This is a genomic window from Nocardia implantans (assembly GCF_035544775.1).
Classification (GTDB): Bacteria; Actinomycetota; Actinomycetes; order Mycobacteriales; family Mycobacteriaceae; genus Nocardia; species Nocardia implantans.
Window position 1 is genome coordinate 777,726 of record NZ_JAYKYQ010000001.1, and the last position, 22,826, is coordinate 800,551.

At 68.6% G+C, this 22,826-nt stretch carries 20 protein-coding genes and 3 tRNA genes; 14 read left to right on the forward strand and 9 right to left on the reverse strand.

What is annotated here, in order from left to right; all coding sequences use genetic code 11:
- Positions 1-178: 178 nt before the first annotated feature.
- Positions 179-1,252 carry a nitric oxide synthase oxygenase gene (locus U3653_RS03440; protein WP_195079736.1) on the reverse strand — a complete coding sequence of 358 codons (1,074 nt, stop codon included), beginning with the start codon at positions 1,250-1,252 and terminating at the stop codon, positions 179-181.
- 513 nt (positions 1,253-1,765) lie between these two features.
- On the opposite strand from U3653_RS03440, the gene nicT reads away from it, so the two are divergent.
- Together nicT and U3653_RS03450 are read left to right on the forward strand one after the other, a co-directional pair.
- Positions 1,766-2,797 carry a Nickel transporter NicT gene (gene nicT, locus U3653_RS03445; RefSeq protein WP_195079737.1) on the forward strand — a complete coding sequence of 344 codons (1,032 nt, stop codon included), beginning with the start codon at positions 1,766-1,768 and terminating at the stop codon, positions 2,795-2,797.
- Positions 2,798-2,857: 60 nt separating this feature from the next.
- Positions 2,858-3,931, forward strand: coding sequence for an alpha/beta hydrolase (locus U3653_RS03450; RefSeq protein ID WP_195079738.1), 1,074 nt, complete (start codon positions 2,858-2,860; stop codon positions 3,929-3,931).
- Here U3653_RS03450 and hisC read toward each other — a convergent pair.
- Positions 3,928-5,001 carry a histidinol-phosphate transaminase gene (gene hisC, locus U3653_RS03455; protein ID WP_195079739.1) on the reverse strand — a complete coding sequence of 358 codons (1,074 nt, stop codon included), beginning with the start codon at positions 4,999-5,001 and terminating at the stop codon, positions 3,928-3,930. The two genes, U3653_RS03450 and hisC, sit on opposite strands and share 4 nt — an antisense overlap.
- A 117-nt stretch (positions 5,002-5,118) precedes the next feature.
- Between hisC and U3653_RS03460 the strand changes: the two genes are divergently transcribed.
- The 4 genes from U3653_RS03460 to tnpB all read left to right on the forward strand — a co-directional run bounded on the left by U3653_RS03460 (position 5,119) and on the right by tnpB (position 7,681).
- Entirely contained in the window at positions 5,119-5,823 is a 705-nt protein-coding gene (locus U3653_RS03460; protein ID WP_195079740.1) for a dienelactone hydrolase family protein, read from the forward strand.
- Positions 5,824-5,911: 88 nt separating this feature from the next.
- Positions 5,912-6,001: transfer RNA gene (locus U3653_RS03465), tRNA-Ser, on the forward strand.
- Positions 6,002-6,035: 34 nt separating this feature from the next.
- Positions 6,036-6,108, forward strand: a tRNA-Arg gene (locus U3653_RS03470).
- A gap of 181 nt (positions 6,109-6,289) precedes the next feature.
- Positions 6,290-7,681 (forward strand): IS607 family element RNA-guided endonuclease TnpB, encoded by a 1,392-nt coding sequence (tnpB, locus tag U3653_RS03475; protein WP_195079741.1) that lies wholly within the window; start codon positions 6,290-6,292, stop codon positions 7,679-7,681.
- 99 nt (positions 7,682-7,780) lie between these two features.
- Here the strand turns inward: tnpB and U3653_RS03480 are convergent, their stop codons facing one another.
- From U3653_RS03480 to U3653_RS03500, 5 genes are all read right to left on the reverse strand, one after another.
- Complete coding sequence (locus tag U3653_RS03480) at positions 7,781-8,497, reverse strand: maleylpyruvate isomerase family mycothiol-dependent enzyme (protein WP_195079742.1); 717 nt, start codon at positions 8,495-8,497, stop codon at positions 7,781-7,783.
- A gap of 160 nt (positions 8,498-8,657) precedes the next feature.
- Positions 8,658-9,050: a RidA family protein gene (locus U3653_RS03485; protein WP_195079743.1), complete on the reverse strand. Its 393-nt coding sequence runs from the start codon at positions 9,048-9,050 to the stop codon at positions 8,658-8,660.
- 178 nt (positions 9,051-9,228) lie between these two features.
- Positions 9,229-9,918: a DUF998 domain-containing protein gene (locus U3653_RS03490; protein WP_323124461.1), complete on the reverse strand. Its 690-nt coding sequence runs from the start codon at positions 9,916-9,918 to the stop codon at positions 9,229-9,231.
- Positions 9,919-10,136: 218 nt separating this feature from the next.
- Entirely contained in the window at positions 10,137-10,565 is a 429-nt protein-coding gene (locus tag U3653_RS03495; RefSeq protein ID WP_195079745.1) for a very short patch repair endonuclease, read from the reverse strand.
- Positions 10,562-11,695, reverse strand: coding sequence for a DNA cytosine methyltransferase (locus U3653_RS03500; protein ID WP_195079898.1), 1,134 nt, complete (start codon positions 11,693-11,695; stop codon positions 10,562-10,564). Before U3653_RS03500 ends, U3653_RS03495 begins: the two co-directional genes overlap by 4 nt.
- Before the next feature lie 334 nt (positions 11,696-12,029).
- Between U3653_RS03500 and U3653_RS03505 the strand changes: the two genes are divergently transcribed.
- Together U3653_RS03505 and fadD32 are read left to right on the forward strand one after the other, a co-directional pair.
- On the forward strand, positions 12,030-13,280 hold the full coding sequence (locus U3653_RS03505) for a KasA/KasB family beta-ketoacyl-ACP synthase (protein WP_195079746.1): 1,251 nt from the start codon (positions 12,030-12,032) through the stop codon (positions 13,278-13,280).
- Between the two features lie 108 nt (positions 13,281-13,388).
- Positions 13,389-15,317, forward strand: a complete 1,929-nt coding sequence (fadD32, locus tag U3653_RS03510) for a long-chain-fatty-acid--AMP ligase FadD32 (RefSeq protein WP_195079747.1) — start codon at positions 13,389-13,391, stop codon at positions 15,315-15,317.
- On the opposite strand, the gene U3653_RS03515 is transcribed toward fadD32, so the two are convergent.
- Positions 15,314-15,592, reverse strand: a complete 279-nt coding sequence (locus U3653_RS03515; protein WP_195079748.1) for a putative quinol monooxygenase — start codon at positions 15,590-15,592, stop codon at positions 15,314-15,316. The two genes, fadD32 and U3653_RS03515, sit on opposite strands and share 4 nt — an antisense overlap.
- Before the next feature lie 221 nt (positions 15,593-15,813).
- Between U3653_RS03515 and U3653_RS03520 the strand changes: the two genes are divergently transcribed.
- Genes U3653_RS03520 through U3653_RS03530 form a run of 3 tightly spaced genes read left to right on the forward strand, consistent with a single transcriptional unit; the run spans position 15,814 to position 20,512 of the window.
- A complete protein-coding gene (locus tag U3653_RS03520) occupies positions 15,814-17,625 on the forward strand; it encodes an ABC transporter ATP-binding protein (protein ID WP_195079749.1) in 1,812 nt (603 codons plus the stop codon).
- Positions 17,626-17,627: 2 nt separating this feature from the next.
- Entirely contained in the window at positions 17,628-19,847 is a 2,220-nt protein-coding gene (locus U3653_RS03525) for an ABC transporter ATP-binding protein (protein ID WP_323124462.1), read from the forward strand.
- 50 nt (positions 19,848-19,897) lie between these two features.
- On the forward strand, positions 19,898-20,512 hold the full coding sequence (locus U3653_RS03530) for a putative glycolipid-binding domain-containing protein (RefSeq protein ID WP_280516576.1): 615 nt from the start codon (positions 19,898-19,900) through the stop codon (positions 20,510-20,512).
- Between the two features lie 43 nt (positions 20,513-20,555).
- On the opposite strand, the gene U3653_RS03535 is transcribed toward U3653_RS03530, so the two are convergent.
- Complete coding sequence (locus U3653_RS03535; protein WP_435406538.1) at positions 20,556-21,506, reverse strand: prephenate dehydrogenase; 951 nt, start codon at positions 21,504-21,506, stop codon at positions 20,556-20,558.
- Between the two features lie 58 nt (positions 21,507-21,564).
- On the opposite strand from U3653_RS03535, the gene U3653_RS03540 reads away from it, so the two are divergent.
- The 3 genes from U3653_RS03540 (at position 21,565) to U3653_RS03550 (ending at position 22,729) form a co-directional block, all read left to right on the forward strand.
- Complete coding sequence (locus tag U3653_RS03540) at positions 21,565-22,104, forward strand: tRNA adenosine deaminase-associated protein (protein ID WP_195079751.1); 540 nt, start codon at positions 21,565-21,567, stop codon at positions 22,102-22,104.
- Position 22,105: 1 nt separating this feature from the next.
- Entirely contained in the window at positions 22,106-22,582 is a 477-nt protein-coding gene (locus tag U3653_RS03545) for a nucleoside deaminase (protein ID WP_491565896.1), read from the forward strand.
- A gap of 59 nt (positions 22,583-22,641) precedes the next feature.
- Positions 22,642-22,729: transfer RNA gene (locus U3653_RS03550), tRNA-Ser, on the forward strand.
- Positions 22,730-22,826: the final 97 nt, after the last annotated feature.

The following is a 22,826-nucleotide window of genomic DNA, read 5'->3' on the forward strand; positions in this document are numbered from 1 at the left end:
GATGGGGTGGCACTTGCCGATGGCTGGGCCTTTGGCCGGCAGTCGAGTCACTTCCGATGGCCCGGCCGCTGGTCTGCGGTGCGGTCACCTGCCGATGGCCGGGCCTTCTGTCGTCAGGACTTTCGCTGATGGGTGGGCCGAGTATGGTTCGGCACCGTTCGCTTCGAATCCGCGCTGGTTACAGGGCCGCGTCGGTGCGGAAGTCCCTGCGGACGAAGTTGGGCCGGATGTCGAGGTCGGGTGGGTCGTAGTAGCGGTGGAAGGTGGGGGTGAGGCCGGAGGAGATCGGCGGGTTGATCCAGGACCAGTCGGTGGGGCAGGCGCGGCCGGCGGCCTCCTCGCGCTTGACGTGATCGCAGAACTGTTTGGCGACGGTGTGGTGGTCGACGATGGACACGCCCGCCTTGCGGAAGCTGTGCAGCACCGCGCGGTTGAGTTCGACCAGAGCCTGATCGCGCCAGAGGTTGCGCTCCGCCCGGGTGTCCAGGCACATCATCTCCGCGATCAGCGGGAGCATGTTGTAGCGGTTGGCGTCGCTGAGATTGCGCGCGCCGATCTCCGCGCCCAGATACCAGCCGTTGAACGGCGCGAACGGATACGTCATGCCGCCGACCTCGAGATTCATGTTCGACACCGCGGGCAGCGCGTGCCAGCGCAGGCCCAGACCGGCGAACCACTCGAACTCCGGGTGTTCGAGGTGCACCTCGCGTGCGAGCTCGGGCGGAATGTCGAACCAGCGTATCGGCTCGTCCGGCGCACTGATCAGCAGTGGGAGGATGTCGAAAGGCGTTCCGGCGCCACGCCACCCGAGCTCCATGGCGAGTTCGGTGAGTTCGACGTTGGCGGCGTCGCCGGTGACCGTGCCGTCCCCGTTGCGATAGCCCGCGTAGCGGACGATCTGCGGGCTGACGATGCGGAACTCGCACCCGTCCGGCTGCCGCGGCGGCCCTACGGTGATCATCGACTGGATGGCGCCGTTGTTGGTCGCCATGTGCAGGTGCTGCCAGCAGACTTCGGCCAGATCGCGCGCCGAGCGGACCCGTCGGGCGTCGAGCAGTTTCAACGAGCGCCAATGCTTGCGCCCCACGCAGCGAGCGTGGTTGCGCCAGGCGAGTCTGGCTCCGATCAGGATTTCCTCCGCGGTCTGGAGATAGGAGCCGGTTTGTTCGAGTTGCTCCAGTGCGCAGCGGCGGCGCTGCGCGCTCAGGTGCGCCAATTCGGGCAGCCGGAAGAACTCGTCACACTCCCGCATCCGGCGTTGCAGATCGGCTGAAGAAGACTTTGTATCCGTTACGTTCTCGATCGAAACGGGTGACACTGGATTCACGGTGTTCTCCGGTCGGGCATGAGTGCTGCGGTGGAACAGACGAATCGAGCGGAATACGCGCGGGAAGCGCAGCGGGCGCCGCTTTCCTCGCGGGAAATCCCCCGGCTAGATGCCACGAAATAGCTTTCATTCGAGCCCAACTCAGAAGACGCCGGGGCCGTCGCGGCTGCGAACCGGGCGGCCGGTCTGTACGGAGCGGCGAAGCTCAGTGCCGTGACCTCGACGCCAGTGGCGTTGATACGTGATCATGCCCGTCCTAGTTCGATACCCGGAAAAGGCCCGGCGCTCAGCGTACGGCGGGTGTGCTGACGGTGTGCCACGATTTGCTGGATTTGCTGGATCGCCCGGAGAAGCGGACTCGTGCCGGTGCGGTCGAGTATCGTTGACAGGTCGTCGTTTCGGGGGTCGAGGGGTTCACTCGTGCGCAGTGTCATCGGAATGACCGTCACCGTCGTCGCCCTGCACGTCCTCGGCTGGGGGACGCTTCTGCTGTTCGTCGCGCCGAACCACTATGTGATCGACGGATCGGTCTTCGGCGTCGGCCTCGGGGTGACGGCGTACACGCTCGGCATGCGGCACGCATTCGACGCCGACCATATCGCCGCCATCGACAACACCACGCGAAAATTGGTGGCGGAGAGCGGCAAGCGGAAGGTCCAGACGGTGGGCTTGTGGTTCGCGCTCGGCCATTCCACCGTGGTGTTCGCGCTCGTGGCGTTGCTCGCGTTCGGGGTGCGGGCGCTGGCGTCCAGCTTGGAAGACGAGGATTCGGCCCTGCAACGCTGGACCGGCCTGTGGGGCACCAGCGTCTCGGGCACGTTCCTGATCCTGATCGGTCTGCTCAATCTGGCCTCGCTGGTGGGGATCTGGCGGGTATTCCGGCAGATGCGCCGCGGCGAATTCGACGAGGCGCAGCTGGAACGGCAGCTCGACAGCCGGGGCCTGCTCAACCGGGCGCTGCGGCCGGTGCTCGGCCTCGTCCGCAGGCCGAGGCACATGTATCCGGTGGGCGTGCTGTTCGGCCTCGGTTTCGACACCGTCACCGAGGTCAGTCTGCTCGTGATCGCGGGCGGCGCGGCGGCGACCGGCCTGCCCTGGTATTCGATCCTGGTGCTGCCCGTGCTGTTCTCGGCGGGCATGGCGCTGTTCGACTCGCTGGACGGATCGTTCATGAGCTTCGCCTACGACTGGGCCTTCGCGAAACCGGTGCGCAAGATCTACTACAACCTGGTGATCACCGGCCTGTCGGTGGCGGTGGCGCTGTTGATCGGCGGGCAGGAGATCGTCTCCATCTTCGCCGAGCGGTTGGAGGTCGAATCGGGCGTCGTCGCCTGGATCGGGAACCTCGACCTGGGCGATCTCGGGTACATCATCGTCGGGCTGTTCGTGCTCACCTGGGCGATCGCCGTCGCGGTGTGGCGTTTCGCCGGAGTGGAGCGGCGCTGGCAGGACGGTCTGGCCGCACGGTGAGTTCTCGGACACGGCGACGGCCTTCCGTCGGCCCTCGATGTCTCTGGCAGGATGGTTCGCATGCTCTGTCGCCGCGGGGTGCGGCGTTGGCTTTCCAGCGCCCTGATCAGTGCCGCACTCGTCTCCGGTGTGGTGTCGTTGGGTGCTCCACAGGTCACGGCGGCGCCCGGAAACACGCCACCGGTCAACACCGGATCCGCCGACGGTCCAGGCCCGGCCGAGCCGACCAGTAAACAGCCGTCGACCCCGCGGATCGAGCGCATCGAACCGATCAACGATCGCTGGCTGCGGGTCTACGTCGCCTCGCCCGCGATGAGCCGGGTGGTCGAGGTGCAGGTGCTGTTGCCGCGCGATCAGTCGCGCCCGCGCCCCACCGTCTACATGCTCGACGGCCGCAGCGCGAGCCCCGACAGCAACAACTGGACCGAACTCGGGCACGCCGACCGCTTCTACGCCGACAAGGACGTCAACGTCGTGCTCACCGTCGGCGGGCCGGCCAGTTTCTACACCGACTGGCAGCAGCCCGACCCGGTGCTGGGCACCAACAAGTGGGAAACGTTCCTGACCAAGGAGCTGCCCCCGCTGATCGACGCGAAGTTCGACGGCAACGGCGTCAACGCGGTCATGGGCGTCTCGATGGGCGCGGAGGCCGCGATGATGCTCGCCTTCCGGCAGCCGACGCTCTACCGAGCGATCGGGGCGCACAGCGGCTGCTTCTCCATGGGCACCGACATCGGCCAGGCGCAGGCGCGGGCCGTGGTCGCCACCTACATGGGCGAGCCGGACAACATGTTCGGCAAGCAGGATGACCCGGACTGGCTGGCGCACGACGTCACCCTGCACGCGGACGCGTTGCGGGGCAAGACGATCTACCTCTCGGTCGGCAGCGGTCTGCCCGGCGTGCACGACGTGCCTGGCACGCCGAACGTCGACCTGCCCAGCGCCATCACCTTCGGCGGCCCGCTGGAGGCCGCGACCAACGCCTGCACCCGGCGGCTCACCGACCGGCTGCGGTCGCTCGGCATCCCGGTCACCGCGCACTTCCGCGCCACCGGCACGCACTCCTGGCCGTACTGGGAGGACGAACTCGCCCTCTCCTGGCCGACCATCGCGCCCGCGATCGGCGTCCGCTAACCGAGGAACCGGGCGAGCACCTCCGGCTCGGCGGCGAAGCTCAGGAACAGGTCGTTCTCGTGCGGGTCGCCGATGGTGACGCGCACGCCATCGGTCCCGTACGGCCGCACCAGCACCCCGGCCGCCGCGCTGGCCTCGCCGAACTCGGCGCTGCGCGCGCCGAGCGGCAGCCAGACGAAGTTCGCCTCACTCGGCGGCACCGGGTACCCGGCCGCCACCAGCGCGTCGCGCACCCGCTCGCGTTCGACGACCAGCAGATCCGTGCGATCCAGCAATTCGTGGCGCGCCTCCAGCGACGCGACCGCCGCCGCCTGCGCGAGCCTGCTCACGCTGAACGGGATGTGCACCTTCAGCAGCGCGGTGATCACGGCCGGATCGCCCACCGCGTAGCCCACCCGCAGCCCGGCCAGGCCGTAGGCCTTGGAGAAGGTGCGCAGCACAACCACATTGGGTCTGGTCCGGCCGATCTCGACGCCGTTGGGGTGGTCGGCCAGGCGCACGTATTCGTAGTACGCCTCGTCCAGCACCACCAGCACGTGCGACGGCACCGCGTCCAGGAACCGGATCAGCTCGGTGCGGCCGACCGCGGTACCGGTCGGGTTGTTCGGGTTGCAGACGAAGATCAACTTGGTGTGCTCGGTGACGGCGGCCGCCAGCGCGTCCAGATCGTGCACCTGACCGGCCGTGAGCGGCACCTGCACCGCGGTGGCGTTGCCCACCTTCGTCACGATCGGGTACGCCTCGAACGAGCGCCAGGCGAACAGCACCTCGTCCGACGGTGACGAGCAGGTGATCTGCACCAGTTCCTGGCACAGCGCCACACTGCCGCAACCGACCGCGACATTCTCGAAGCCGACCCCCAGGAACTCGGCCAGCGCCGTCCGCAGCTCGGTGGACTGGTTGTCCGGATACCGGTTGGCCAGTTCGGCCGCTTCGGCGATGGCTTTGGCGGCGGCGGGCAGCGGACCGACGGTCGTCTCGTTGCTGGCCAGCTTGACCGCGCCTGGATTGCTGCGGCCGGGGGTGTACGCCGGGATCGATTCGAGGTCCGGCCGGATCTGCGCTGTCACACTCCAACCCTAATCCGCGCCGGAAAAAGCCCGATCGGCGTACCGGAAATTCTCTTGGATATAGGCCCTCACGTGCAATTTCTACCGAAGATCAGCAACTCGCCCTACGCTGGTTTCATGTCGGGCACCTACGACGATATGGCCCCGCTGCGGGCGAGCGACCAGGAAGACGAGCGGCCGACCAGCGGTGGGCAGGTGCCCATCACGGTGGTGGAGCCGGAAGGAAACGCCCGCGGCGGCATCGTGCTGCTGCACGAGTCGCGCGAGTTCACCGGCGCGTTGCGCGACCTGATGAACGCGCTGGCCGGCGAGGGGTGGACCGTGGTCGCGCCCAAGCTCTTCCATCGGGCGGACGAAGACCCCGGCGTCGGAGTCTTCGGCGACGAGCTGTTCGCGGACTTCGACGCCTGCTTCGACTGGCTCACCCGGCGCGGGGTGTTCCCCGACACCATCGGCGTGCTCGGCTTCGATTCCGCGGGCACCGCCGCGTTCCTGGTCGCGACCAACCGCCCCATCGGCGCCGCGGTGAGCGTCGCGGCGCACGGCATCACCGAGCCGCTCACCGCCCAGGCCGACGCCCTCGTGCGCGCCGCGCCCAACTTGCAAGCACCGTGGCTCGGCCTGTTCGGCGTGGACGATCCAGCCACCCCGCCGGCCCAGGTCGACGAGCTACGCGACGCGACCGCTCGCGCCGCGGTCGCCAGCCTCGTGGTCACCTACCCCGGCCTGCACCACCGAGCCGACACCTCGGAGGCGGACGACGGCGACGCGGTCGATTCGCAGACCAGAATCTTCGATTGGTTCGACAGTAACCTACGCTGACCAGCCGTTTTGTCATCTGGTCCGTAGCTGCTGTAACCTTTCTGCTCGGCGGTTCGAAAGGACCGGTGCCCTCGAAGAGAAGGCTCCAGGAGGCGTGCCAGAGCGGCCGAATGGGACTCACTGCTAATGAGTTGTCCCTTCACGGGGACCGGAGGTTCAAATCCTCTCGCCTCCGCCACGCCCGGGAAACCGGGTACAACTGAATAACACATGCGCCCGTAGCTCAACGGATAGAGCATCTGACTACGGATCAGAAGGTTGGGAGTTCGAGTCTCTCCGGGCGCACGCGAGTAGAAGGTCCCTCCGGAATCAGCGGAGGGACCTTCTCGCTTCTCTGACGCTGCGCCATCTGCAGCATGGTCACGCGATACTCCACCGCTTGGTGGTCTCGCTACATGTCGGACCCGGATGCGAAGGTAGTCCTTGGGCCGGGACTGTCGTCGAGTTCGTTTGATCGGGGGTGGGAATGAGTGTCAGCAGTGAAGCGCCGCTGACCTTCGTCGTGCAGGCATACCGCTTCGCTCTTGACCCCACTGTCGATCAGGTGGCGATGCTGCGGTCTCACTGCGGGGCGCAGCGCTTCGCGTTCAACTGGGCGCTCAGCCTGATCAGCGCGAATCTTCGGCAGCGGGCGGCGGAGCGTTCGTACGGTATTGATGAGTCCGACCTGACGCCCGCGCTGGGGTGGTCAGCTTATGAACTGCGTAAACGGTGGAACCAAGCCAAGGCCGAGATCGCTCCATGGTGGCGGGAGAACTCCAAGGAAGCGTATTCCAGCGGTATCGCCAATCTATCCATCGCCTTGACGAACTGGTCGACTTCCGCTGCCGGAGACCGACGTGGCCCGCGTGTCCACTTTCCTCGCTTCAAGAGCCGCAAGACCCATGCCTCGTGCCGGTTCACCACCGGAGTGATCGGCTTGGCTACTACGGACCGACGGCATGTGAAGCTACCCCGGATCGGTACGGTACGGACCTGCGAATCGACCAGGAAGTTGGCACGTCGGCTGGACGCGGGCACGGCGCGGATTCGCTCTGCCACGGTGTCCTTCCGGCACGGGCGATGGTTCGTGTCGTTCTCCGTCGAAGTGACCAAAAATGCGCGCAAGCCTGAGCGAATCGACGGCATAGTAGGCGTGGATCTCGGTGTGAAACACCTGGCTGTGCTTTCCGAGCCAGTGCGTGGACTGACGGACTCCGCAGGGATGCTGCCGAACCCGAAGCATCTCGGCCGAGTTCGAAAGAAGATGAGACGGTTGCAGCGTCAGGCTGCTCGTCGGCGTCTTTCGGGCAAGTCCCGGCCCAATACAGAACCTTCGAAGCGATTGCAGAGCACCAATCGCCGGATCGCGCGGCTGCATGCCAAGATCACGCAGGCACGATCTGAGAGCCTGCACCAGTTGACGGCAACTCTCGCTTCCCGCTTCGGGACGGTCGTCGTGGAAGACCTCAATGTCGCAGGCATGTTGCGCAATCGTCGCTTGTCACGCTCGATCGCCGATGCGGGGTGGGGTGAACTCAAGCGCCAGCTGATCTACAAGGTTCGGTGGAACGGCGGGACACTGGTGGTCGCCAATCGCTGGTATCCGTCATCGAAGACATGCTCCAACCCTCGTTGTGGTGCGGTGAAAGCCAAACTGCGCCTGAGCGAGCGCGAGTTTCGCTGTGAGCATTGCGGTCTTGTGCTCGACCGGGATTGCAATGCCGCGAGAAACCTGGCCGGATTGGCCGTCCGAACGGCGGAACGTCCTCCTCGAGTTGCGGGGCGACGAAAAACGAGCCCGCTGGAAATCCACGTAAGTCCGGCAATACCGTCGGCGAAGGATACTGCCACGGGAACGCCTCGCACAGTGAGGTGAACGTCGCCTGAGTAATCACGCGGCTGCCGTCGCTACGCCCTGAGCTGAGCGGCGGTAACGGTTCGAATCCCTTCGGGCACACACCCGATACCCGCAGGGCTACTTCCAGGCTGGGAGGGGCGGGAGGGGGCCGGTGAGGTCGGTGCCGGGGGTGCGGCCCAGGAGCCAGGCGGCTAGGGAGGGGGCTGGGCCGGAGATGGTTTGGGTGGGGGAAGGGCCGAGGGGGGCGGTGAAGTCGGTGTCGGTGGCTTGGATGGTGAAGGGGAGGGGCGATTCGGTGGTGAGGCGGGTGAGGTCGGCGGTGGCTTGGGGGAGGATGCGGGAGACGAATGGGGCGGGCCAGTTGGTGGGGGTGTAGCCCGCGTTGAGGTCTACGTGGTGAATTTCGACCTCTTGCAGGCGCATCCACAGGACTTCGGTCGCGGGGATGGGGCGGCCTTGGCGGGTGCGGACCTGTGCGCGCCAAGCGTCGTCGGTGAGTGAGCGGGCCAGGCCGAGGAAACGGGTCGCGGCGGCCTCGTTGTCGGCGAGTTGCTCGGCGAGTGGGCGGGGCGCGCCGGCCTCGATGTCGGCGTCGCGCAGGAAAGCGCTGGCGTATTGCGGGATTTCGACGCCGGTGTGGGCCCACAGCAGGAGATTCACCAAGCTGTCTGCGTTGCGGGCGAGGTGGGCCAAGACGTGGCCGCGAGTCCAGCCGGGCAGGAGGGAGGGTTCGGTGACGGCGTGCTCGTCGAGGCCGCGGATGGTGTCGAGCAGGCGTGCGGTCGCCTCGGCGACGGTGTCGATTTGCACGGGGGTCTGCGAGGCGGTGGTCACGGTTCGACCCTAGCGAGCCAAGGCCCGGTCCGCCGCGAACGACGAGCCGCGCCCGGCCTGATGTCCCTGCGGGCACGAAGCCGACGATCCGTCCGGTTCGGCGGCACTACCGGCTTCCCGGTTGAGCCGTACCCGAACGCACCCTCGGCAGCGGGAATTCTTACCCCCCGACGATCGCGTCGGCTTCGATCTCGACCAGCAGAGCCGGGGTGATCAGCGCCTTGATCTCGTACATCGCCGTGGCGGGACGGATGTCGCCGAAGACCTCCGCGTGCGCTTCGGCGACCTCGGGCCAGCGGGCGATGTCGGTGACGAAGATGCGGGTGCGCACCACGTCGGCCAGGCTCGCGCCGGCCTCTTCCAACGCGGAGGCGATGCGTCGCAGGGTTTCCCTGGTCTGCTCGCCGATATCGTCGCCGCCGATCGCCGTGCCGCCGGGAGCCGACGCTGTGGTGCCACTGACCGCGATGACATCGCCGAGCCGGACCGCCCGCGAGTAGCCGACGATGTCTTCGAACTCCGAACCCGAGGCGATGTTCACGCGATCACTCATGCGCGACAGCTTCGCACGGCACTCGGCGCGGTTCGTTCGGCGGACAGCGCAGTGCTGACGGCACCCGGTCCGGTAGCCGCGGCACGACCTGAGTGCGTGCTGTCAGCGAGCGGAACTTCGCGCCGTCGATCTTCGAGACGACCATCCGGCCGGAGCCCCGCGACGGCGCGGAGGCGCGTCAGCTGGGTTCCCGTCCCTCCACGATCACCGCCGCGGCCAGCGCGATCAACCACAGCGACATCGCCCCCACCTGGATGCGCTGGGCGATGCCGAGGGCATAGTTGCCTGGCAGATTGTCGGCGACCAGCATCCACACCGTCGCTACCGAGCCGATCACCAGCACGACCAGGCCGAACTCGCGCAGTACCCGCCAGCGCCGGTAGCGGAAGGCGGCGAGGCTGAAAGCGAAGGCGGCGACCGCGATGGACGTCACCGCGAGCGTGCTCGTCAGCGCGTGTGGCTGATGCAGTTGCGGGAAAAGTTCGCTCGGACCGCCGCACCCGCTCTCACCAGGGACGCAATCGTGCAGCGGCATTAGGACGTCGGCGACGGTCGCCGCGCCGAAGCACAACAGCGCGATCCAGCCGACGTCGGTCAGTCTGCGGCGTGGGAACAGCAGCAGCCCGGCGAGGGCCGCGGGCACGAGCGCCACGCCGACGATCAGATCGGCGGTCGCGAACACCTCCCGGTACGGCTTGCCCTCCGCGTCCAGTTCGCTGAGGAACGTATCGACCGGGTCGAGGTCGATGCTCAACACGAATTGCAGCACCCAGGACGAGTAGCAGAGCCCAGCGATCGCGATCGCCGCGGCGACCAGCACCGTCGCCGGCCGCAGGCGCCGAACGGAGATCTTCGGGCCACTCGTCACGCCTTCATTCTGCTGGTCGCCCGAGCGCGCCGGACAGCGGCGGGCCGCACACGTCATTACCATCCGGCACACAGGGTCTTGTCAGCTTCGCCCGCCACGCTGGTCGACAGCTGCAACTCGAGGAGGTCCCCATGCTCGGTTTCGCGACTGCCGCCGCCGGAATCGCCGTCATGACGGTGATGGTGGTGTCCGGTTATCTGGCCGCGCACGCTCCGCGTTCACTGGTGCGGGTGCGTCACCGCTGACAGCTCGGCCTGCACGCGGTCGGCCGCACGCACGGGATCCTCGTGCTCCCAGACGCGGACCACGCGCCACCCGGCGGCGATGAGCGCCGCGTCGGTGGCGCGGTCCCTGGCCACGTTGCCCGCCAGTTTGGCCGCCCACCATTCGGCGTTGTTCTTCGGATCGGTGGCGTGCTGCGGGCAGCGGTGCCAGAAGCACCCGTCCACGTAGACCGCCACGCGCCTGCGCGGGAACACCAGGTCGGCGCGCCTGCGCTGGCCCCGGATCGGTGCGCGGTCGACGAAATAGCGCAGTCCGCGCCGGTGCAGTTCCCGGCGCAGAGCCAGCTCAGGATCGGTTCCGGTGCGCCGCTGGCGCGACATCCGCGCGCTGGTGGCCGCGTCGGTCTCCGGCCTGCCGCTCATGCCGCCCATCCACCCATGCGATCGAGATGGCTTTCCACGTCGGCCAGGAAGCCGGGCGGGAAACGCAGACTGCCCATGGTGGTGCGGCGCAGGAATCCGGCCGTCGCGCGGGCGGACAGCAGCTGCGCGTCGGTGAGGAAGTGGGCCAGATCCTCATACGGCTCGTGCACCGGCCAGGTGGAGACCGGCACCCGGTAGGCGGCGCCGTTGTGGCCCCACGCGGCGACCGGCCACGGGGTCCCCGGCGCCAGGGGTTGATCGCCGGAGACCGGTTCGAGCGGCGCGGCCAGCCGCGACCCGACCCAGGCCGCCATCCGCACGCTCACCGCGTTGCCGACCAGTTTCCAGCGGTGGCCTTTCCTGATGCCTGGCATCTCGGTCGCGGGCGCCGTCCAGCCCGCGTCGAAACCTTGCAGACGTTCGGCGTCGGCGATGCCGGGCGTGACGATCTCCCCGGACGGCAGCCGCACCGCGGGCGGGCTGGCGATGCCGAGCGCGGAGCCGCCTTTCAGCGTCGGCACCGCGTTCACCGCCCAGCCCAGTCCACGCACTCCCTCGGTCCAGTAGAAGCCGCACGGATCGATCTCGGGGTCGCCGATCGCGCGTGGCCCGGCGTCCTCGCCGAACAGCACCCCGCGCGGGTCCTCGGTGCGGGAAGCCAGCATCAGCACCCGCTGCCTGCGCTGCGGCAGGCCGAACGCGCGGGCGTCCACCACGCGGTAGGCCCAGGTGTATCCGAGGTCGTCGAGCGCGCTCGTGATGTGCCGCATGGCCGCGCCGCGGCCGAGTTGCAGCATGAACGGCACGTTCTCGATCAACAGCCAGCGCGGGCCCCGCTTGCGGCGGACCAGCCGGAACACCTCGTCGACCAGACCCGAACGCGTGCCGGTGATGCCGGCGGTGCGCCCGGCCTGGGAGAGGTCCTGGCACGGGAATCCCGCCGCGACCAGCTCCGTTCCCGCCGGAATCGCGCGCAGCCGGGTGATGTCGGCGTGCAGCGGCACGTCGGGGAAACGGGCGGCGAGCACGCCTTGGGCCCCCGGCTCGATCTCGCACAACAGCTCGGTGTGCCAGCCGTGCCTGCCGAGGCCGAGCTCGAGCCCGCCGATCCCGGCGAACAGCCCGACCATCCGCGCGCCCGTCAACGCCTTTCCCTTTCTCGCGTCCACACCGGACGCCGCCCGCGCGCCCCGTGCCCGGGGAGCAGGTTACTCGAGTCGTCCGAGGCGATCCCCGAACAACGCGACCATCGCCCCCCGCACCTGGTACGGTCCGCGTGTCACGCCGTGCGATCGATGCGCTTTTCCAATAATGCACAAGGGTGGTCGCACCGGGACGTGATGACCGGCTGATCCGCCTGCGCTCCAGTGCCATCCGTGCGGGCCGCCCACGATCCTGGTGGCGCGCTCGCAGTGCTTTTGCTCGACGAAGTTCCAGAGCGACGCTAGGGAAAGTGAGCGAAACATGCAGATGCCTTCCACCAGAAACGGACAGTTCCCCTCGGTCGTGGTCACCAGCCTCGCGGCGACCACGGCGATCGCGGGTGACGTGGATTCCACGTGGAAAGGCTTGCTCAACGGCGACAGCGGTATCGACGTACTGGAGGACGATTTCATCGAGACGTTCGAGCTGCCGGTCCGCATCGGCGGGCATCTGAAGGTCCCGCCCGCCGTGTATCTGGACGCGGTGGAGGCCCATCGGCTCTCCTACGTGGAACAGCTGGCCGTCGTGCTCGGGCGTGAGGTCTGGCGCAACGCGGGCAGCCCCGAGGTGGACAAGTGCCGTCTCGGGGTGTCCATCGGCACCGGGCTCGGCGGCGCGGAGGCGATCGTGCACGCCAGGGACAAGCTGCACAACGGGGGTTATCGCAAGGTGTCGCCGTACACGGTGCAGGCCGTGATGCCGAACGGCGCGGCGGCCTGCGTCGCGCTGGAGCTCGGCGCGCGGGCCGGGGTGTCGACGCCGGTGTCGGCCTGTTCCTCGGGCGCGGAGGCGATCGCCAACGCGTGGCGGACGATCGTCATGGGCGACGCCGACATGATGGTCACCGGCGGCGTCGAGGGTTCCATCCAGGCCCTCGCGATCGCGGCGTTCACCATGATGCGGGCCATGAGCACCCGCAACGACGAGCCGAAGAGCGCGTCGCGTCCGTTCGACGCCGACCGCGACGGCTTCGTCTTCGGCGAGGCGGGCGCGCTGATGGTGCTGGAGACCGAGGAGCACGCCAAAGCGCGCGGCGCGACCATCCACGCCAGGCTGATGGGCGCGGGCGTCACCTCCGACGGCTTCCACTTGGTCGCGCCGGATCCCGGTGGCGCAGGCGCCGCGCGGGCGATGACCCGGGCGATGCGGACCGCCGGGCTGGCCAAGACCGATGTCACGCACGTCAACGCGCACGCGACCGCCACTCCGATCGGTGACACGGCGGAGGCGCGCGCGATCGGCGCTGCCGTGGGCACGCACGCGTCGGTCTACGCCCCGAAATCGGCTCTGGGTCATTCCATCGGCGCGGTCGGCGCGCTCGAATCGGTGCTCACGGTGCTCACCGTGCGAGACGAAATCGTGCCCGCGACACTGAATTTGGACAACCAGGATCCCGAGATCGATCTGGATGTGGTGCACGGCAGCCCGCGGCAAGGCCGTATCGATTACGCGTTGAACAATTCGTTCGGATTCGGCGGGCACAATGTCGCGCTCGCCTTCGGCCGGTACTGACCGCCAGGTGGCCGGGACACCTGCTAGCCTTCCCGACGCTTCGTTATCGACCTGTGTTCGGTGTCATTGCACGGCCGGAGTGTCTGTGCGCTGGAAAAGGATAAGGCGATGATCGACGAAACCTTCGACGACTATCTGGACGATCAGGGCAATATCGAAATTCCCGGGGACAAGACCCTGATCGACTTCGTCGACAAGCACAGCGTGGAGAACGGCGACGACCTCGCCTACCGCTTCATCGACTACTCCCGGGAGCGGGACGGCGAATACCACGAACTGACCTGGCGGCAGTTCGGCGTGCGTCTGCGTGCGGTGGCGGCCCGGCTGCAACAGGTCACACGGCCGGGTGACCGGGTGGCGATTCTCGCGCCCCAAGGACTCGACTACGTCGTTTCGCTGTTCGCGGCGGTGTACGCGGGCAACATCGCGGTTCCGCTGTTCGATCCGGAGGAGCACGGGCACACCGATCGGCTGCACGCGGTGCTCGGCGACTGCAAGCCCGCGGTGATCCTCACGGTGGGTTCGGCGGCGGGCGGGGTGCGGAAATTCTTCCGGCACCTGCCACCGCAGGAGCGTCCGCGCATCATCGCGGTGGAGGCGATCCCGGACGGTGTCGGCGCATCCTGGGTGCGCCCGGACATCAACATCGACAGCATCGCCTATCTGCAGTACACCTCGGGTTCCACCCGGACCCCCGCCGGCGTGGCGATCACCCACCGCGCGGTGGGCACGAATCTTCTGCAGATGATCGACGCGATCGGCGTCACCGAGAATTCGCGCGGGGTCACCTGGCTGCCGTTGTTCCACGACATGGGTCTGCTGGCCGTGATCCTGCCGACCGTCGGCGGCGGATTCATCACCATCATGTCGCCGAGCGCGTTCGTGCGCCGTCCCTATCGCTGGATCAAGGAACTGGCCGCCGCCTCGGACGGCGCGGGCACTTTCGCCGCCGCACCCAATTTCGCGTTCGAGCACGCGGCGGCGCGCGGCAAGCCGAAGCCGGGCGAGGAATTGGACCTGTCGAATGTGATCGGGCTGATCAACGGCAGCGAGCCGGTGTCGGTGTCGTCGATGAAGAAGTTCAACGAGGCGTTCGCGCCGTACGGCTTGCCGGAGACGGCGATCAAGCCGTGCTACGGGATGGCAGAGGCGACGGTGTTCGTCTCCGCCACCAGGGCCCAGGACAAGGCGAAAGTCGTTCATGTCGACCGGGCCGAGCTGAACGCGGGGCGCATGGTTCAGGTCGCCGCGGACGCCGACAACGCGATCGCGCAGGTTTCCTGCGGATACGTCGCGCGATCGCAGTGGGCGGTGATCGTGGACCCCGAACACGGCACCGAGCGGCGCGACGGCGAGGTCGGCGAGATCTGGTTGCACGGCGAGAACATGGGCATCGGATATTGGGGCCGTGCCGAGGAGACCGAGGCCACCTTCCGCGCCCACCTGACCGCTCGATTGCCCGAGGGCAGCCACGCGGAGGGCACGCCGCCGGATGCCCACTGGATGCGCACCGGTGACTTCGGCGCGTATCTCGACGGCGAGCTGTACATCACCGGACGGGTGAAGGACCTGGTCATCGTCGACGGCCGCAATCACTATCCGCAGGATTTGGAGTTCTCGGCCCAGGAATCGAGCACGGCGCTGCGTCCCGGCTTCGTCGCGGCGTTCTCGGTGCCGGCCAACGAACTGCCCGCACTGGTCTTCGAGCGGGGCAGCCGCTCCGGGCTGACGTTCGACGCCGAGGACACCTCCGAGCAGTTGGTGATCGTCGCGGAGCGCAATGCCCGCGCGGGCAAGCTGGAGCCGCAGCCGATCGCCGACGCGGTGCGCGCGGCGATCTCCCAGCGCCACGGCGTCACGGTTCGCGACGTGCTGTTGGTGCCCGCGGGGTCGATCCCGCGCACATCCAGCGGCAAGATCGCCCGTCGCGCCTGCCGTGCGGCCTATCTGGAGGGCACGCTGCGCGGCGGCCACCAGCAACAGGCTTTCCCGGACGCGCCGCAGGAGTGGGAGGAAGAGACCGCGGGCGTCGGTTAGAGCCTGGTCTCGGTCTCGTACTCGAATTCCCGCACGTCGGCGCCCACGATCTGGGTGTCGAGGTCGCCGGAGGTGCCCGTGCCGCGGAAGCGTTCCACCGCGGCACGGGTCGTCCAGCGCTCGTAGACGTTGACCCGATCGGGTTCGAGCAGGTCCGCGCCCAGGCTGAAGTCGAGGCAGTCTTCACAGGCGCGGGCGAGCGCCACGACTTCCCGGCAGCGGTCGAGGTAGCGGTCGCGATCGGTGACGCGCAGGTATCCGGCGACGATCAGCATGTCCGGAGTCTAGATCCGCGCGGCTTGACCTCGAGTCCGCTAGAGGTTGTGGACTGGGCTGATGGGTGCCGCATCCGTCGCAGCGACGAGCCGTGATGCCCGGCGGTCGCCGGAAAATCGGTTGGTCGGCGCGCGTTGCGGTGCGACCCTGAGATGTCGGACCCCGCTGCGAACATCACCGTGGGTCCCGTTCTCCGCCGCCAGCAACCAGAGGGGGAGTCTTGTCTGTCACAGTGGACGTGTCGTCGGCCGAATCGGAGGCCGATATATCGGAGCGGCCCGCCGCCACGGGCCGCTTGCATTCCCTGCGCCGATTCTGGCCGTACCTGCGTCCGCACGTCCGCATTCTGCTCGCCGCGAGCGGGCTGGCGCTGCTGTCCGGCCTGACGGCCGTCGTCATCCCGCTGATGATCGCGCGGATCATCGACGGTCCGATAGCCCGCCGCGATCTCGCGGGAGCGCTCGGGCCGGTGGCCGTGGTCCTGGCGCTGGGCCTGGTGGAGGCCGGTGGCGTGTGGGGACGCCGCTGGCTGATCGCCGCACCCGCGACGCGTATCGAGATCACACTGCGCGCCAAGATCTTTCGCAAGCTGCAGGCGTTGTCGATCGGCAGGCACGACGCGTGGGAGTCGGGCCAGTTGCTGTCCCGCGCGATCGACGACCTGGCCACCATGCGCCGGTTCGTCGCCTTCGCGGGGCCGTTCCTGCTGATCCACTGCGTGATCATCCCGATCGGCCTGCTCGTGCTGATCGGGCTGAGCCCGCAGATCGGCCTGATCTTCGCGGTGATCGCCATTCCGCTGGTGTTCATCTGCATTCGTTTCGAGCGCCGGTACGCGGTGGCGTCGCGGCGTTCGCAGGACCAGTCCGGAGACCTGGCCACCACGGCCGAGGAGTCCGCGCAGGGCGTGCGGGTGCTCAAGGCGTTCGGTCGGGGCGTGTTCTTCGGCCGCCGCTTCACCGCGCAGGCGCAGCAGCTGCGGCAGACCGAGCTGCTGAAAGCGCGCTTGGACGCGACGTTGTGGTCGAGCATGTTGAGCATCCCGCAACTGGCGATCGCGTTCGCGCTCGGCTACGGCGGTTACGCGGTGGCGCACGGCACGATGACGCTCGGCACGTTGATCGCGGCCATCACGCTCGCGACCTTCCTGCAGTGGCCGATCATCTGGACCGGCTTCCTGCTCGCGGAGCTGAACGACGCGCGCACCGCGGCCGACCGGTACTGGGAGATCATCGACACCCCCGTCGACATCACCGATCCGGCCGAGCCGGTGCTCCTGCCGGACCGCATCCGCGGCGAATTACGGTTGGAGCAGGTGAGTTTCGCGTTCCCCGACGCCGAGCACGAGGTGCTGCGCGAAGTGTCGTTGCGGGTGCGCCCCGGTGAGACGGTGGCGCTGGTCGGCGCGACGGGCAGCGGCAAGACCGCACTGCTCAACCTGATCCCGCGCTTGTACGACGTGACCGGCGGCGCGATCACCATCGACGGCATCGACATCGCGGCGATGCGGCTCGCCGACCTGCGGTCGCTGGTGTCGGTCGCGTTCGAGGACCCGGTGTTGTTCTCGGCGAGTGTGCGGGAGAACGTCGCGCTCGGCGACCCGTCCGCCACCGACGCAGATGTGCGCCGCGCACTCGAGGTCGCGCAGGCCGCCGAGTTCGTCGACGACCTGCCGTGGGGTTTGGACACCAGGATCGGCGAACAGGGTCTGAGCTTGTCCGGCGGCCAGCGGCAGCGACTCGCGCTGGCCCGCGCGGTGCTCACCGGCGCGGGCGAAGGCAGGCGCAGCCGGATCATGGTGCTCGACGACCCGCTGTCCGCGCTCGACGTGGAGACCGAGGAGCGGGTGCAGGAACGCCTGCGCACCGTGCTGGCCGACGCGACGACGCTGCTGGTCGCGCACCGTCCGTCCACGGCCGCGCTGGCCGACCGGGTGGCGGTGCTCGCCGACGGACGGATCGTCGCGGAGGGCACCCACGATCAACTGCTGCGCACCAGCAGGACCTACCGCGAACTGATGGGAGGTGAGTAGCTGTGAGCACCACGACCATTACCTCGAAAGACGAAGCGCAGGAGGGTGATTCGACCCTCCCGGAAGCCGCGGCCGACTGGCGCGGCATCGCGGGCGAGGACAAGGAGGTCACCGAGACCGGCAACTTGGTGCTGGCCGGACGTTCCCGGCGGCTGCTGCTCGACCTGGTCAAGCCCTACCGGAAACTCACCGGCCTCGCGCTGGTGCTCATCGTGCTGGACAACGTCGCGAAGGTGTCCGCGCCGCTGTTCGTCGCGCACGCGCTGGACGCCGGCATCGCGCGCGGGATCGCGGGCGACTGGGCGCCGCTGACCAGGACCGTGGCCGGATACGTCGGCTCGATCCTGCTCGGCCTGATCTGCACGTACACGTTCCTGCGGGTGACCGGCAGGCTCAGCCAGAGCGTGTTGTTCGACCTGCGCGTGCGCGCGTTCACGCACGTGCAGCGGCTCAGCGTCGCGTTCCACGAGAAGTACACCTCGGGCAAGGTGGTGGCGCGGCTCACCGGCGACATCGAGACGTTGCAGGAATTGCTGGAGAGCGCGCTCAACCAGGCGCTGAGCGCGATCCTGTCGGTGCTGACCATCGCGGCGCTGCTGATCTACCTGGACCAGGTGCTGGCCGCGATCGTGCTGGCCGGGTTCGTCCCGCTGGTGCTGGTCACCCGCTGGGCCCAGCGCAGGCAGCGGGCGGGCTACCGGCGCACGCGCGCCGCGATCGCCAAGGTGGTCGTGCAGTTCGTCGAGTCGATGGGCGGCATGCGGGCGGTGCAGGCGTTCCGCCGGGAGCAGCGCAACGAGTCGGTGCTCGCGGTCGAGGACTCCGAATACCGCCGCGCGACCATCGCGGCCATGCGCGGGATGGGCGACTACTCGGGCCTGACCAAACTGCTCGGCAACCTGACCACGGTGATCATCATCGTGGTCGGCGCCTGGCGGGTGATCGAGGGTGACCTCGCGGTCGGCGTGCTCGCGGCCTACCTGCTGTACCTCAACGAGTTCTACGGGCCGTTGGACGAACTGGCGCAGGTCTTCAACGCCTACCAGTCCGCTGCGGCCGCGCTGGAGAAGATCTCCGGCGTGCTCGAGGAGGAGCCGTCGGTGCCGGAGCCGGCGCGACCGGTCGCGCTGGAGAAGGCGACCGGCGCGGTGCGGATGGAGAAGGTGTGGTTCGGCTACTCGGCCGACAGCGGCGGCGCATCGGCGAAGTCGGATGGTGCCCAGCTGGACGACGGCGGCCGTCATGCCGGTGCGGTGAGTGATTCGGCGGTCCGACCGGATGGGACGTCGGAGGTGCGAAGCCCGGCCGAGGCCGACGCCGCGACCGGTGACGGGTCGGGCGGCCTGTCGGATGTGCGTAGCCCGGCTGACGCCCCGACCGACAAGCCGCTTGCCGCTTCGCATGCCTTGCCCGGTGCGTCCACGGGTGTGGCCGAGCGCTCCACGAGCAGCGCCGTCGCGGCGGAACCGGCCGCGCCTGCCGACGCCCTGCCGATACAGTCCGCGGACTCGCCAGTGCGGTCGGATCGCCGGACGCGACCGGTGCTGCCGGAGTTCACCCTGGACATCCCGGCCGGGCAGGTCATCGCGCTGGTCGGTGCGACCGGCGCGGGCAAGTCGACGCTGGCGAAGCTGCTGACCCGGTTCTACGACCCGTCCGGCGGCGTGGTGACCTTGGACGGCATCGACCTGCGCGAACTCTCCGACGCCGACCTGCGCCGCAACGTGGTGATGGTCACCCAGGAGTCCTACCTGTTCTCCGGTTCGGTGGCCGACAACATCCGGCTGGGCAGGCCGGAAGCCACCGACGCGGAGGTGTTCGCGGCGGCGCGCGCGGTGGGTCTGTACGACTTCGTGCAGGCGTTGCCCGAGGGTTTCGCCACCGACGTGCGCAAGCGCGGCGGCAGGCTCTCGGCCGGGCAGCGGCAGCTGGTCGCGTTCGCGCGAGTGTTCCTGGCCGACCCGGCCGTGATCGTGCTGGACGAGGCGACCTCGAGCTTGGACATCCCCAGCGAACGGCTGGTGCAGCGGGCGCTGGAGACCGTGTTGCACGGGCGCACGGCGGTGATCATCGCGCACCGGCTGTCCACGGTGGCGATCGCGGATCGGGTGCTGGTGCTCGAGTCCGGCCGGATCGTCGAGGACGGCGCGCCGGATGCCCTGATCGCAGGGACCGGCCGGTTCGCCGACCTGCACGCGGCGTGGCGGGAGTCGCTCGTGTGATGAGCGGTGGGTTCTACGGGCCGGAGGTGGATGTCGCTTACGGTAGATACGTGACGACCCCATCCTCCGACCCCGAGAGCCCCGCCGCGAGCACGCAGGAATCCCGGTGGCCGGCGATCCTCACCTGGCGCGCCCACGACGCGACCCGGATGGAGTCGGTGCGGGTGCAGCTCAACGGCAACCGCATCCGCGCCGCCGGGCGCATGATCGGCGGCGCGAGCGCGGACCATCCCGCGTTCAGCGCGTCATACGACCTGGTCACCGATGAGAACGGCGTGACGAAGCGGTTGTCGGTGCGCACCGCGACCGCCGCCGGGGAGCGGCACGCCTCCATCGCCCGCGACGAGGAGAACTACTGGCTCATCGACGCGGGCGGCAACCACGTGCGCTCTACCTTCGCCGGAGCGCTCGACGTGGACGTGGTGCTCAGCCCGTTCTTCAACACCCTGCCGATCCGCCGCTACGACCTGCAACACGCGGTCGAGGACGTGCAGGTCCCGGTGGTCTACGTGCGCCTTCCCGACCTGCTCGTCCAGGAGGCCACGCTGATCTACAGCAGCGCCGCCGACGGCATCAGCGTGCTGTCGCCGGTCTCCAGCGCGACGGTCACGGTGGACGCCGACGGCTTCCTGCTGGATTACCCGGGCCTGGCCGAACGGATCTGAAACCGCGTTCATCGGAGTCCGGCGACAGCGTCGTGGTGCGCGGTCAGTCCAGCCGGGTGATGACCCCGCCGCGCTCGCCCGCCGTCCGCAGGTCTTCCAGCCATTCGTGGTCGCCAGGACGGATGCCGGTGATCTCCCAGCGTCGCGCGGATTCGTAGCGTTGTCGCGCGTCGTGTCCGGCTTCGACCAGGTCCGCGAGGGACTGCTTGTCGCGCAGGCTGTCGCGCGCCGCGCTGAGCACGGTGAGTGTTTCGTCCAGAACTTCCAGTAGCGCCGCCGAATTCGGTTCGCAGATCGCGCGAACCAGATCGGGCGCCGTGCCCGCGACGCGGGTGCCGTCCCGGAACGACCCGGCCGCGAGCCCCAGCGCGAGATCGCCTCCGATGGCGCCCGCCGCGGCCAGTGCCTCGGCGAGCACATGCGGCAGGTGGGAGATGCGGGCCACCGCGCGATCGTGTTCCGCGGCCGCCACCGGCACCACCACCGAGCCGCAGTCCAGCGCCAGCCGCACCACGCGCGTCCACGGGTCGGCCCGCGTGCCCTGGTCGACGCCGACCGCCCACACCGCGTCGCGGAACAACGCGGGATCGGTGGCGGCCCAGCCGGATTCGGACGTACCGGCCATCGGGTGCCCGCCGACGTACCGCGCGGCGAGACCGTGCTCGCGTACGGCCGCCGCGACCGGTCCCTTCACGCTCACCACATCGGTGAGCGCGCACTCCGGCGCGTAGTCGGCGATCGCCGAAAGCATGTGATCTACCGCTGGCATCGGCACCGCGACGACGATCAGCGCGTCATTCTCCGCAGCGCGCCGCAGCGCGGCCGGTAGGTCTTCGGTGACGTCGAACCCGTCCGCACGGGCGGCCCGCGCGCCCACCGGCGAGCGGTTGTATCCCCAGGCGTCGTAGCCCGCGGCGACGGCCGCGCGTAATAGCGACCCGCCGATCAAACCGGTCCCGAGGACGCATACGGGTGCTTTCTTCGCCGAAGTCACCGGAACAGATTCGCATACGACTTCAACATTTCCGCTCGAGCAGACTACCGTTGCGGCCATGGCAGCACAGCGCTCGGGCACGAACAGGGCGGCGTCGGACGATTACGACGACGTGGAAGGGTTCGCAGTGGCGGTTGTCCGCGAAGAAGGCAAATGGCGGTGCAGTCCGCTGAGCCGGGACGCGCTCACCGATTTGTCCGCCGCGGAAAACGAACTGAAGGCTTTGCGCAGCTCCGGAGCGGTGTTCGGATTACTCGACATCGACGACGAGTTCTTCATCGTGCTCCGGCCCGCGCCGAGCGGGACCCGGATGCTCGTCTCGGACGCCACGGCCGCGATCGATTACGACATCGCCGCGGATGTCCTGGAGGCCCTGAACGTGGAAATCCCCGATATCGATCCGGACGAACTGGACGACGTGGAGCCGTGGGAGGAGGGCGACCTCGGCGTGCTCGCCGATCTCGGCCTGCCCGAACCTGTACTCAGCGTCATCCTCGCCGAGACCGATCTCTATCCGGACGAGCAACTGGGCATGATCGCCCAGCGCCTCGGCTTCGCCGGCGAATTCGCCGCGGTGCTGGACAAGCTGCCGCGCTGACGTGGGCGTTCTGCCGGACGACCCGTTCTCCTCGGATGCCGCCATGGTGCGCGCGGCCATCGATGCCGCCGCGGCGGCGGGGGAGCGGGACGTACCCGTCGGCGCGGTGGTATTCGACTCGGCCGGAAGAGAACTCGCCCGCGCCGCGAACGCGCGCGAAGCACTGGGCGATCCGACCGCGCACGCGGAAATCCTGGCGCTGCGCCGTGCCGCCGCCGTCCACGGTGACGGGTGGCGGCTCGAGGGCGCCACGCTCGCCGTGACGCTGGAGCCGTGCACCATGTGCGCGGGCGCGCTGGTGCTCGCGCGGGTGGGCCGCCTGGTCTTCGGCGCCTGGGAGCCGAAGACCGGCGCCGTCGGCTCCTTGTGGGATGTGGTTCGTGACCGTCGTCTCAACCACCGGCCCGAGGTGCGCGGCGGGGTGCTCGCCGACGAATGCGCGGCGTTGCTCGACGAGTTCTTCCGCACCCAGCGCTGACCCACCCCTGGTCAACAGGCGATTTAGCGATCCGGCGCCGGTCCGGTATGGTTGTCGGCGGTGGCGTGTCCGAGCGGCCTAAGGAGCACGCCTCGAAAGCGTGTGAGGGGTAACCCCCCTCCGAGGGTTCAAATCCCTCCGCCACCGCTCCAGCCCTTCACCTGTTAGCCCAGGTGAAGGGCTTTTCCTTTGCTCAGTCAGCGGCCTGGTCACCAGCAGAACACATCGCCGTCACGCCGAACAA